Below are 11,866 nucleotides of genomic sequence, written 5' to 3' on the forward strand. Positions count from 1 at the left end.
CGCGCGGCGGGTCTGTGCTGAAATCGTCACGATCTACGCGCAATGGCGCCAAGACTCGTCGCGCGGGCGTTTTTAACATGGCGGCATGAAAACCTTGAACGTGATTGATTCGCACACCGGCGGTGAACCGACCCGCCTCGTGGTGTCCGGCGGCCCGGATCTCGGCAGCGGCACGCTGGCCGAGCGGCTGGAAGTATTTCGCAGCCGCTGCGACGACTGGCGCGCGGGCATCGTCACGGAGCCGCGCGGTTCGGACGTGGTGGTGGGCGCGCTGCTATGCGAGCCGGACGCGGACGATTGCGCGGCCGGCGTGATCTTCTTCAATAACGTCGGCTACCTCGGCATGTGCGGACACGGCACCATCGGGCTCGTGGTGTCCCTGGCGCACATGGGGCGTATCGGACCCGGCCAGCACCGCATCGAAACGCCGGTCGGGATTGTCGACGCCACGCTCAACGCGGACGGCAGCGTCTCGGTACGCAATGTGCCGGCCTATCGATACCGCCAGGCGGTGAGCGTCGAGGTGCCCGGTTACGGCGTGTTCAGCGGGGATATCGCGTGGGGCGGCAACTGGTTTTTCCTCGTCGCCGAGCACGGCCGCGCGCTCGAAGCGCGGCACATCGCCGAGCTGACCACCTTCACTTCGGCAATCCGCGACGCCTTGAGCGCCCAGCGCATCAGCGGCGCGGAAGGCGCCCTGATCGATCATATCGAATTGTTCGGGCCGGGCTCGCGCGAGGGTATCGACAGCCGCAGTTTCGTGCTGTGTCCGGGCAATGCCTACGACCGCTCGCCGTGCGGCACCGGCACCAGCGCGAAGGTGGCGTGTCTGGCCGCCGACGGCAAGCTCGCCGAGGGCGCGGTGTGGCGCCAGGAAAGCATTATCGGCAGCGTGTTCGAAGCCGCTTATCGACGCAGCGGCGACGGTATGACGGTGGTGCCGACCATCACCGGCCACGCGCACATCATGGCGGAAGGGCGCTTGTGTTTCGACGAGCGCGATCCGTTTGCCTGGGGTTTGCGCGCGGCATGACGGCGGACGCGCTTATCGTCGGGGCGGGGATTGTCGGCGCGGCCTGCGCGGCGGAACTGGCCGCGCGCGGCATGCAGGTCGAGGTGCTCGATAGTCACGGCATCGGCGGCGGCGCGACGGCGGCGGGGATGGGCCACATTGTCGTGATGAACGACTCGCCCGCGGAATTTGCGCTGAGCGCGTATTCGCGCGACCTGTGGCTCGAACTCGCGCCGCAACTGCGCGAGCGCGATGCGTTTTCGCGCTGCGGCACGTTATGGGTGGCCGCCGACGACGAAGAATGGCAAGCCGCGCGCGCCATGCACGATGCATTCGCGGCGCGCGGAGTGGCCGCGCAGTTGCTCGATAGCGCGGCGTTGCGCGCCGCCGAACCGGCGCTCGCGCCTGATATGGCGGGTGGCTTGCGCATCGGACACGACAGCATCGTGTATGCGCCCACCGCAGCGGAGTGGTTGCTCACGCAATCGCCGCATGCCATGAACATCCGCGTGCGCCTCGGAACGCCAGTGTCCGCAGTCGACGCGCAGAGCGTCACCCAGGCAAGCGGCGAGCGCCGCTGCGCCGCCCATGTGATCGTCGCGAACGGCATCGGTGCGCAGGCGCTGGTGCCGTCGCTGCCATTGCAGCCGAAGAAGGGGCATCTGCTGATTACGGACCGCTATCCGGGCCTGATCCGCCATCAACTGCTCGAACTCGGCTACATCAAAAGCGCGCATCACGCGACTGGAACCTCGGTGGCTTTCAACGCGCAGCCACGGCCGACCGGGCAGGTGCTGATCGGCTCTTCGCGCCAGTTCGACACCACCGATCCCGCCGTCGAGATGCCCGTACTCGCGCAGATGCTGCAGCGTGCCGCGCGCTATCTGCCGGCCCTGCCGACGCTTAACGGCATCCGCGCATGGACGGGCTTTCGTGCGGCGACGCCGGATGGTTTGCCGCTGATCGGCCGCATGGATGCGGGCGTGAAGGGCGCGACAGGCGTGTGGCTCGCCGTAGGGCACGAGGGGCTGGGCGTGACCACGTCGCTGGCGACGGCGAAACTGCTGGCGGCGCAGATCACCGGCGACGCCACGGCTATCCCGTTCGAGCCGTATTTACCGCAACGATTCACCGAGGGAGTCATGCATGTCTAGCGTCGCCGGCGAACGGATTCGCGTGACGATCGATGCCCGCACGATCGAAGTGGAGGCAGGCACGCTGGTGGCGGCGGCGCTATCGATAGCAGGACTGCGCGGCACGCGCACCTCGGTGAGCGGCCAACCACGCTCGGCCCTCTGCGGCATGGGCGTGTGCCAGGAATGCCGCGTCACCATCGACGGCCGGGCGCATGCGCTCGCCTGCCAGACGGTCTGCCGCGACGGCCAGATCATTCACACGACGGGGCCGGCGTGAATCATCGCTATGACGTGGTGGTCGTCGGCGCGGGTCCGGCCGGCTTGCATGCGGCGCGCGCGGCGGCGCAGGCGGGCGCGCGGGTCGCTCTCGTGGACGACAATCCCCGCGTCGGCGGCCAGGTCTGGCGGCAGGGTCCGGGACACGCGCCTCAAGCGCCATTGCGGGAGGTTCAGCGCGCGCTGGAGGCGCATGCGAATCTGACTGTCTGGTCTGCGGCGCGCGTGGTCGCGCCGCTCGCGCCGCGCGCGCTGTTGCTCGAATCGGCCGAGCACGGCGGCATACGCGTCGGTTACGAACGGCTGATTCTGGCGACCGGCGCCCGTGAGCGGCTGCTGCCGTTCGCGGGCTGGACGCTGCCCGGCGTGACCGGCGCGGGCGCGCTGCAAGCGTTGATCAAAGGCGGTACACCGGTGCGCGGCGAGCGCGTCGTCATCGCGGGCAGCGGACCGTTGCTGCTGGCGTCGCTCGCCACCGCTCGCGCGGCGGGCGCTCAGGTGGCGGCGGTGGTCGAGCAGGCGAGCGCCGTCACGCTGGCGCGCTTCGCGGCTTCGCTGGTGGCGACGCCGGCGAAACTGCTGCAGGCGGCACAGTTGACGCGCGGCTTTGCAGGGTTGCGCTATCTGACGGGCAGTGTCGTGCGCGAGGCGCGCGGCGCGGGCAAGGTCGAAGAGGTGACGGTGCTGCGTGGCGAACGCGAGATCACGCTGGCTTGCGATCGCATCGCGTGCGGCTATGGTCTCGTGCCGAATGTCACGCTTGCGCAGGCGCTGGGATGTACGCTCGACGCACGCGGCGCGATTCAGGTCGACGACATGCAGCGGACTTCCGTCGAAGGTGTGCTGGCGGCGGGCGAGTGCACCGGCGTCGGTGGCATGGAACTGGCGCGCGTCGAAGGGGAGATTGCAGGGGGTGTCGCAAGCGCCGCGTCGTCCGAATTGCCGGGTACGCTGCGGGCTCAACGCGCGCGCTGGCAGCGTTTTGCCCAGCGCGTCGAAGACACTTTCACGCTGACCGAAGCGGCCCGCGCGCTCCCCGCGGACGACACGCTGCTATGCCGCTGCGAAGACGTGACGCTCGGCGACGTGCGTGCTCATTCCGACTGGCGCGCCGCCAGGCTGCACACCCGCTGCGGTATGGGCGCGTGCCAGGGACGCATCTGCGGCACGGCTTGCAGCACGTATTTCGGTTGGCAGACGACGCAGCCGCGTCCGCCATTCCAGCCTGCGCAGATCGGGACGCTGATGGCTGCAAGCGCGCCGGAGTTGGCGCAGCCGACGTGAAGGCGGGCTGCCGCGCCGCGGCGCGCCGCACGGCCGCAGGGCCGCGTAGCAGCGCACCGCAGCACCGTACTAACGTGGCACACCGCCCAATTGTCACGCCGCGACCTGGCAGGAAACGCAACCTTGCGACACGCGGATTTTTTCACCGCACTTTTCGCGGCCCTATAATCAGCGCACAAGACCACCGCACCGGATGCACGGGACACGCAAGATGAACACGCTGGCTCACCCGCTCGACCCAGCCGACGCCACGCTGACCGGCATGCTCTCGCATTTCACGCTGCTGGAGCCGGTTTTCGACGCGATGCCGGACGTGGTGTTTTTCGTCAAGGACGCCGAGGCGCGCTACGCGCTGGTGAACCGCACGCTGGCATCGCGCTGCGGCTACAAGGATAAGGCCGCACTGCTCGGCAAGACCGCCGAGGATGTTTTTCCGCGCCGCTTCGGCCGCATCTACACGGCGCAGGACATGGCGATCATCAATGTCGGCAGCCAGATGGTCGATCAACTGGAACTGCATTTGTATCCCGGGCGGCAACCGGGCTGGTGTCTCACCTGCAAGCAGCCGTTGCGCGATCCTGCGGGGCGCGTCGTAGGGCTGGCCGGCATTTCGCGTGACCTGAAAGCGGATGAGGGCAGTCATCCCGCTTATAGCCGCCTCGCCGCCGTCGTACAGTACATCCAGGAAAATTACGTGCAGCCGCTCAACCTGAAACAGTTGGCGGCGATGGCGGATATGTCGGTGGCGCAACTCGAGCGCTATTTCCACAAGGTGTTTCATCTCACGCCGCGCCAGGTGCTGCTGAAAACGCGCCTGGATGCGGCCACCGCGCTGCTGGTGTCGCACGACAAGGTCACGGACGTGGCCGCGCTGTGCGGCTACACCGATCACAGTGCGTTCACGCGGCAGTTCAAGGCAACAGTCGGCATCACTCCCACCGAATATCGCATGCTGCTGCATGGGACCACGCCAGGCTGAGAGCCGCATCGCATGGCGCGTCGTCATCCGGGTCACCACTATTACGTCTATGTCGTCGCATTGTCGGACACGGTCTGGAATGAGGCGCGCTTTCGCCGCTCGAATCCGGATTACCGGTTCGACAAGCCTTGCGTTTATGTGGGAATGACAGGTCTCGACCCGGATCTGCGCTTTGACCGCCACAAGGCGGGGATTCAGGCGAATCGCTATGTGCGCGATTATGGCCTGCGGTTGATGCCGGAGCTGTATGAAGTATTCAACCCGATGCCCTACGACGGCGCACGGGACATGGAAGTGGAACTGGCGATAGGGCTGCGTGAAGCCGGCTATGCCGTATGGCAGGCGTAAGGCGGTTGAAACAGAAGCTGAAGCGCGAACCGAGGCGGGAACGTCAGCCCTTAGCGGATGCCGAGACCCCGCAGGACCGCATTGCCTTCCGGCGTCAGACGAATGCTCGGCGCACCGGCTTCACTGGCCACCGTTTCGACAAGGCCAGCCTCATGCAGCATCGGAATTTCGGGCTTGGCGAACGCGTCGATCGGCGCGTGCAGCAACAGCAGCAGCGTGGCCAGTTCATGATGGCTCAGAAGCCGGCGCAGCATGGTGGGCTTTTTGGCCGGCGCGGCGCCTTCCTGCGTGTCGCGAGTGGTGGTGCTCATGGTGCGAACCTCCTGCTTTCTCATTGTCCGTGGATCATGGGGCCGAAGACTTAAACCATTCTTAAGACCCGGCTCTCCGGCGGCAGGTTCGCATAGTTTCGTTCCGGTATTGATTACCGGAACTTACCGTCACGGCGCACAGGTTTTGCTCGCGCCCTCAATCCACAGATTGTCCGCGTGACGCTTGCCGGCGTAGAAACGGTAGGTGGTGGCGCCGTTGTCCGCACGGATCTTGACGACATTCGAGTCGCCAAAGTCGAGCATTTGCCCTTCCGGCAGCGGCGTGGTCTTGAAGGTGGCGTGATGTTTGGCGGCTTCCTGAGTCATGCAGGACACCACGTCGTTGACGGGGCGCTGCGTATTGCCGTCGATCACGGGCTCGCCCGAATCCGGGTTCTGGAAATACGCGCAGGCGCTGAGAAGGAGAGGGACGGACAGGACTACGGCAAACTTCTTCATATGTCTCCAGAGGGTCTCGGTTCTTGCGCGTGGCCCCGGGCGTTGGCGGCGCGCTGCGCAGGATGGCAGGTAAGGTGCCATTATATCGGCGAAAAAAGCGTACCCCGGACGCGCGGGTCGTGCGCGCCGGCCCATCGACCGCCGATGCAGGCGGTTTTTATCGTCGGCAGCTCAGGCTTCGTTGCGCAGAAAACGCATCACGGCGTCGACGATCATCGCCTGGTGACGTGTGCGCAAGCGCGGATGCGACGGGTCGCGGCCAAACGCGGTGCCGAACGTATGGCGATTGCCGACGCGGTGAAAGCACAATGAACTGATCAGCAGATGCAGGTCGATGGCATCCACGTCGTTGCGAAACTGGCCGCTCGCGACGCCGCGCGCCAGCAGATCTTCGATGGTATGAATTGCGCTCGCATTGCTGTTCTTGAACGTCTTCAACCGCTCGACGTACTTCGCGCCGTGAATGTTTTCGATGGCGATGAGGCGCACGAAGTCACGATGTCGGTCGTGATAGTCGAAGGTGAATTCGACCAGCTTGCACATACCTTCCGCCGGATCGAGCTCGCTGACGTGCAGGTCCTGTTCGAGCGCGCGAATGTCGCTATAGACCTTCTCCAGTACTGCCTGGTACAACCCTTCCTTGCTTTCGAAGTAGTAGTACAGCATCCGCTTGGTGGTGCTGGTGCGCTCGGCGATGGCATCCACGCGCGCGCCGGTGAGTCCCATGGCGGAGAACTCCTGGGTCGCGACTTCGAGGATATTGCGCTTCGTCTCTTCGGGGTCGTACTTGCGTCGGGCGTCGGCACGCGGCGGTTCAGACGGGATGCCGCTGTGATCGGGCGCGGCGGCTTTGCTTCCCTTTTTCATTGGGTATTTCAGCGGCGATGACGGCGCATTCTAGCATGTAGGAAATCGCTGTTCTGGAGCATCGGCGCACTCAGGACGACGGCCCTCGGCGGGCTGCCAGCGCGTCGCGCGCCTGCATGGCGGTATAGGTCAACTGCGCGGCGGCGAGCCCGATCGAGCCGAATGCAGGCGTCAGACCGAAGGCGGCGAACGCTTCCGGAACCGGCCGTTCGCCGGCAATCGCCGCGGCCAGCAACTCGCCGGACACGGTGGTGGGCGCCATGCCGTGGCCACCGAAGCCGACCGCATACCAGACGCCGTCGGTGCTCTGGCCGATCTGCGGCATCTTGTGGCGCGCATAGCTCATCAGACCGCCCCATGCGTGTCCGATCCGCACATCGTGAAGCTGCGGATAGACCTTCAGCAAGTCGCGTCGCAGCAGCCGGGCGATGGTCTGCGGCTCGCGGTTGAGAATGGAAATGCGGCCGCCCCACAGGATGCGCGTGTCGGGCAGCGGCCGGTAGTAATCGAAGGCGAAGCGGGTGTCGTAGATCGCCGCGGAGGTGTCGAGTGCTTCCTGCAGGCGCGCGCCGAGCGGTTCCGTGGCCATGACGTAGGTGGCGATCGGCAGCACCGCGCGTTCGACGCGCGGATAGAGGTTGCGTGCGTAGCCGCCGCCGGCCATCACCACCTGGCGGGCTTCGACTGCGCCCTCGGCCGTCTCGACCAGAAAGCCGCCGCCTTGCCGCTGCAGCCGCACCACGGGCGAATGCTCGTAAATCCGTGCGCCGGCTGCGGCGACTGCCGAAGCGACGCCGAGCACATATTTGAGCGGGTGAAAGTGGAACGCGTTGCGCTCGAAGAGGCCGCCGTGATAGCGGCGCGTTTTCAGTTGCGCCGCGAGCGTGGCCGGGTCGACCGGCTCCCAGTCGACGCCAAACGAGTCTTTCATCAGACGGCGCTGCGTCTCGAGCCGGGCGGGCTCGTCGAACCAGTTGGCGAGGATCACGCCCGCATGGGTCGCATCGCATTCGATGCCGTAGCGCGCGATGCGCCGCCGCATCAGATCGACCGAGTCGGTGGTGAGCGTGTAGAGCTCGCGGGCGCGTGATGGTCCGAGGATCTTCAGCAGATCGGCGCAGTCGAGGCTGTAGCCGCCGAACACGAATCCGCCGTTGCGCCCGGAGGCGCCGAAGCCCACCTGTTGCGCTTCAAGCACGACGACATCGCGCACGCCGCGTTCGACGAGACCGAGCGCCGTCGATAATCCCGCGAGGCCGCCGCCGATAATGCACACGTCAGCGGCATGCCTGCCGGTCAGCCGCGCCCGCTCGGGGCGCACCACGGTTGCTTCGTAAAAACTTTGCATAAGCGGAAACGGCCGGCGCTTGCTATCGAGTTAGCAGACGCCGGCATAAGACGTTGAGATCAGGACACCGGCAACAGCTTGCCGCTGAATACCACCGGACCGCTCGGGCCGTCCGGATTCGGCGAGCCGCCTGGCGGTTCGATCGAGATGGCGAGCGCCGCGTAGCTCTCCGGCCGTTGCTGCGCCGCGGGAACCTTGCCGTTGCCGCTGTTGGGCAGCACGCCGAGGGAGACCGGATGGCCGCTAGCGGGGATGCCCCACAACTGCATCGCCCGGTCGGCCGGAAGCTGGAGGTCGCCGAGGCGGTGCAGCGTCATGGTCGAATGGGCTTCGTCCCACGCCACCACCATGATCGGCTGGGCGTTCTTGTCGTTGAGCACTGCAACATGCGAGACCTCGGTCTCGGCTGGCTGCGCGGTGGTCTGCGCGGTCTCGGTCGGGTTGCCGTTCAGCGGCAGGAGCGAACGCACGGCGATGAACACGGCAATTGCCGCGAGCGCCGTGACGCCGATGGCCCAGCCGCGCCAGAAGGCGAGGTTGTCGATCCAGCGCCGCGCCGGAGGCGCTGCCTGTTCGCCCGGCGTGCGGCTCGTGAGCGTGCCGCGCGCGGTGACGATCCCGAGGCGCTGTTCGATCGCTTCCCAGACCGCCGCCGACGGCATGCGCGGCGGCACGAGTTCGGCCATCGGTTCGAGGCGTTGTTGCCATTCTTCGAGCGAGCGGCGGATCACCACGTCGTGTTCCGCGTACATCTGCAGGCGCCGCCGGGCGCCGCCACGCAAGGTGCCAAGCGCATATTCGGCCGCCAGCAGGTCCACCAGTTGAGGATACCGATGCAGGTTCATCAGAGTCCCCCGCCGAGGCAGCTTTTCAGTTTGGCCAGGCCGCGCCGGATCCACGACTTGACCGTGCCAAGCGGCACCGTCAGCGTTTCGGCAATCTCACTGTGGCTCTGGTCGCGCAGATAAGCCAGCGCCACCGCTTGCCGCTGGGCCGGCTCCAGCTGCTGCATGCACCCGTCCAGTAGCCGCGCCTGCAGGCTGACGGCCGAAAGCGTTTCCGGATCGGGGTCTCCCGTGGCCACGAGGTCGTCCAACGCATCACTCCATTCGGTTTCCTGCGTATTAACCCGCCGCAGGTGGTCGAGTGCACGATTGCGGACGATTGCCGACATCCACGTCATGGGGGCCGACAAACCGCGCCGGTAGTCGCCCGCGTAACGCCAGATGTTGACGAAACTGTCTTGCAGGACCTCTTCGGCCCACTCGTGCTTGCTCAATATACGGAGCGCGAGGCCAAACAGTTTCGGTGCCGCCGCGTCATATAACTCCCGCAGTGCCGCGGCGTCTGCTTTGGCAATGCGTTCGAGGAGCGCTGTGAGCGTTTCCGGCGTGAGTTCGCGAGTGTTGGCGGTCATGGACGATTGAGTGATGGCATGCGGGCTATGTTACTCAATTTCCGTGCGGCGTTATATGTGGTTTTTTTGCGTCCGCCTGCATCCTGTCCGAAGCTGGCGACGTATATGGCGACGTATGTGGCGAGTTAGGCAGGTCTGCGTCGAGAGCCGAAGCCCGTTCCAGCGGCCAGGCGCAGGGTAGGGAGGGCGGGGCGGAGCGGGGCGACCAGAGCCGTGATCGGGCGCCTGCGGGCGCAGGGGACGGCAATATGCCGGGCAGGACAGCAAACGTCCGGCGCATAAGCAGTCAAGATGCATAGGGAAGGCTCATTCGGCAGCACGGTCAGGCCAGTCGGCGGATTGCAGCAGTGCGGCTGGCTTGACCGGAATGAGCGGGTGTTGCCTTGGCGTATCGGGGACGCTGCCTGAGGCAGCGTCTTACCGCCTGCCTTATTTGCCCCAGCTCAGGACGATCGGGTCGAGGCGCCGGGCAATCGTCAGGAGACCTGCACGCGTGGCCGGATGCATCGGCAGCAGCGGATGGCGCACCGCGTCCGAGCGGATCACGCCGCCTTCTTTCATCAATGCCTTCGGCGTGGCGAGACCGCCCTGGCGATTCTCGTAGTTGATGAGCGGCAGCCAGCGCTGATAATTCGCGGCGGCGAGTTCCGTGTCGCCGGCGGCGTAGGCGTCGACGATCTGGCGGATGCCGTCGGGATAGCCGCCGCCCGTCATCGCACCGGTTGCGCCCGCATCCAGATCGGCCATCAGCGTGATGGCTTCCTCGCCGTCCCACGGACCGACGATCGCGTCGCCACCCAACTCGATCAATTCGCGCAGCTTCGATGCGGCCTGCGGCGTTTCCACCTTGAAGTACGAGACGTTGGTCAGCTCGCGCGCCATTCTCGCGAGGAACGGCGCCGACAGCGCCGTGCCGGCCACCGGCGCATCCTGGATCATGATCGGAATATCGATCGCGTCCGACACTTTCTTGTAGAACTCGTAGATGCCGCGCTCGCCGACGCGGATCGTCGCGCCGTGATATGGCGGCATGATCATCACCATCGCGGCGCCCGCGTCCTGGGCGGCGCGGCTGCGCAACGCACACTGGTGCGAACTGTAATGCGTGGTGGTGACGATCACCGGCACGCGGCCGGCGACGTGTTCGAGCACGAGGTGCATCAGCGTGCTGCGCTCGTCGTCGGACAGCGAAAACTGTTCGGAAAAATTCGCGAGGATGCACAGGCCGTTGGAACCCGCATCGATCATGAAATCGATGCAGCGTTTCTGGCCTTCGAGATCGAGACGGCCTTCGTCGTCGAAGATGGTCGGCGCGACGGGGAATACGCCGCGATACGTCTGGCTGGTTGCCGGGTTCATGATGATTGGGTCTAGGTAGTTGTCTCCAGCTTCGACTATACGACGCCCCGTTTCGGCCTGTATAGTGAATTGTTTCCATGCCGTGATCACTTTTACGACTCACATGAAAAATACGCTGAACGTGCTGCTGTCGCGCCTGCGCATGAAGCAGCTGCAACTGCTGATCGCGCTCGACGACCACAAGTCGCTGCACAAGGCGGCTAGCGCGATGTCCATGACGCAGTCGGCGGCAAGCAAGGCGCTGCAGGAACTGGAGTCGATGCTGGAAGCGCCGCTTTTCGAGCGCTCGAAAAGCGGCATGATCGCCAATCAGTTCGGCCACTGCGTGATCCGCTATGCGCGGCTGGTGGCCACGGATCTGACCTCGCTTTGCCAGGACATTGCGGAAATCCGCTCGGGGCGCGGCGGGCGGCTGGCGATCGGCGCCATCATGGGCGCGATTCCGGACGCCGTGGTGCCGGTGCTGAACACGCTGCATGCAAGCCAGCCGAATCTGTCGATCGAGATCGTTGAAGACACCAGCGCGCGGATGCTTTTGCAGCTGGACGAAGGACGTCTCGATCTCGTGATTGGGCGCGCCGCGGTCAGTGCGGATCCGTCGCGATATCAGTATCAGCCGCTGGGCGACGAACCGCTCTGCGTGGTGGTGGGCATGAGCCATCCGCCAATGTCGCGCAGGGCGATGAGTCTGCGCGATCTGGCCGGCCACCGCTGGGTGACGTATCCCAGTCACATGCCGCTGCACGCGCTGCTGGAACGTGAGATGGATCTGGCCGGCATGAGCATGCCCGCCAGTCCGATTTCCACCGCGTCGACTTTCGTCACGGTCGCGCTATTGCAGCAGGCGGCGGATCTGGTGTCGGTGCTGCCGACCGGGATTGCCGAACTGTTCGTCAGGCACAAGTTGCTGCGTATCTTGCCGGTCAAGCTGAAATCCCAGTCGCAGACGTTCGGGATTGTGTCGCGCAAAGGCGGTGTGCTGTCGCCGCCCGCGGAGCAGTTCATCCGCTTGCTGCGTGAACAAAAAACCATGCGAGCACGTAAGGTGGCATGAGGCAAGGTAACAGCGG

The 11,866-nt window shown here is 65.5% G+C and carries 14 protein-coding genes; 7 read left to right on the forward strand and 7 right to left on the reverse strand.

Annotated features, from left to right (window positions below; translation table 11 throughout):
• Positions 1 to 85 precede the first annotated feature (85 nt).
• The 6 genes from FQ755_RS06380 to FQ755_RS06405 all read left to right on the forward strand — a co-directional run bounded on the left by FQ755_RS06380 (position 86) and on the right by FQ755_RS06405 (position 5,035).
• Complete coding sequence (locus FQ755_RS06380; RefSeq protein WP_144152265.1) at positions 86 to 1,033, forward strand: 4-hydroxyproline epimerase; 948 nt, start codon at positions 86 to 88, stop codon at positions 1,031 to 1,033.
• Positions 1,030 to 2,166: an NAD(P)/FAD-dependent oxidoreductase gene (locus FQ755_RS06385; protein WP_144152267.1), complete on the forward strand. Its 1,137-nt coding sequence runs from the start codon at positions 1,030 to 1,032 to the stop codon at positions 2,164 to 2,166. The genes FQ755_RS06380 and FQ755_RS06385 overlap by 4 nt, the downstream gene beginning before the upstream one ends.
• Complete coding sequence (locus FQ755_RS06390; protein WP_144152269.1) at positions 2,159 to 2,425, forward strand: (2Fe-2S)-binding protein; 267 nt, start codon at positions 2,159 to 2,161, stop codon at positions 2,423 to 2,425. Before FQ755_RS06385 ends, FQ755_RS06390 begins: the two co-directional genes overlap by 8 nt.
• Positions 2,422 to 3,708 carry an FAD-dependent oxidoreductase gene (locus FQ755_RS06395; protein ID WP_144152271.1) on the forward strand — a complete coding sequence of 429 codons (1,287 nt, stop codon included), beginning with the start codon at positions 2,422 to 2,424 and terminating at the stop codon, positions 3,706 to 3,708. The genes FQ755_RS06390 and FQ755_RS06395 overlap by 4 nt, the downstream gene beginning before the upstream one ends.
• A 211-nt stretch (positions 3,709 to 3,919) precedes the next feature.
• Entirely contained in the window at positions 3,920 to 4,687 is a 768-nt protein-coding gene (locus FQ755_RS06400; protein WP_144152273.1) for an AraC family transcriptional regulator, read from the forward strand.
• Between the two features lie 12 nt (positions 4,688 to 4,699).
• Complete coding sequence (locus tag FQ755_RS06405; protein ID WP_144152275.1) at positions 4,700 to 5,035, forward strand: hypothetical protein; 336 nt, start codon at positions 4,700 to 4,702, stop codon at positions 5,033 to 5,035.
• 50 nt (positions 5,036 to 5,085) lie between these two features.
• Here FQ755_RS06405 and FQ755_RS06410 read toward each other — a convergent pair whose 3' ends face one another.
• The 7 genes from FQ755_RS06410 to FQ755_RS06440 form a co-directional block, all read right to left on the reverse strand.
• Positions 5,086 to 5,346, reverse strand: coding sequence for a hypothetical protein (locus tag FQ755_RS06410; protein WP_144152277.1), 261 nt, complete (start codon positions 5,344 to 5,346; stop codon positions 5,086 to 5,088).
• 129 nt (positions 5,347 to 5,475) lie between these two features.
• Positions 5,476 to 5,805 (reverse strand): hypothetical protein, encoded by a 330-nt coding sequence (locus FQ755_RS06415; RefSeq protein ID WP_144152278.1) that lies wholly within the window; start codon positions 5,803 to 5,805, stop codon positions 5,476 to 5,478.
• A gap of 171 nt (positions 5,806 to 5,976) precedes the next feature.
• Positions 5,977 to 6,672 carry a TetR family transcriptional regulator gene (locus FQ755_RS06420; RefSeq protein ID WP_144152280.1) on the reverse strand — a complete coding sequence of 232 codons (696 nt, stop codon included), beginning with the start codon at positions 6,670 to 6,672 and terminating at the stop codon, positions 5,977 to 5,979.
• Positions 6,673 to 6,742: 70 nt separating this feature from the next.
• Positions 6,743 to 8,020, reverse strand: a complete 1,278-nt coding sequence (locus FQ755_RS06425; protein WP_144152282.1) for an NAD(P)/FAD-dependent oxidoreductase — start codon at positions 8,018 to 8,020, stop codon at positions 6,743 to 6,745.
• Positions 8,021 to 8,079: 59 nt separating this feature from the next.
• Entirely contained in the window at positions 8,080 to 8,865 is a 786-nt protein-coding gene (locus tag FQ755_RS06430; RefSeq protein WP_144152284.1) for an anti-sigma factor domain-containing protein, read from the reverse strand.
• Complete coding sequence (locus FQ755_RS06435; protein ID WP_144152286.1) at positions 8,865 to 9,437, reverse strand: RNA polymerase sigma factor; 573 nt, start codon at positions 9,435 to 9,437, stop codon at positions 8,865 to 8,867. Before FQ755_RS06435 ends, FQ755_RS06430 begins: the two co-directional genes overlap by 1 nt.
• A 429-nt stretch (positions 9,438 to 9,866) precedes the next feature.
• Complete coding sequence (locus FQ755_RS06440; protein WP_144152288.1) at positions 9,867 to 10,796, reverse strand: dihydrodipicolinate synthase family protein; 930 nt, start codon at positions 10,794 to 10,796, stop codon at positions 9,867 to 9,869.
• 103 nt (positions 10,797 to 10,899) lie between these two features.
• Between FQ755_RS06440 and FQ755_RS06445 the strand changes: the two genes are divergently transcribed.
• Positions 10,900 to 11,850, forward strand: coding sequence for a LysR family transcriptional regulator (locus FQ755_RS06445; protein WP_144152290.1), 951 nt, complete (start codon positions 10,900 to 10,902; stop codon positions 11,848 to 11,850).
• Positions 11,851 to 11,866: the final 16 nt, after the last annotated feature.

Origin of the sequence: Paraburkholderia sp. BCC1885, from assembly GCF_900996235.1 — a bacterium.
Lineage (GTDB): Bacteria > Pseudomonadota > Gammaproteobacteria > Burkholderiales > Burkholderiaceae > Paraburkholderia.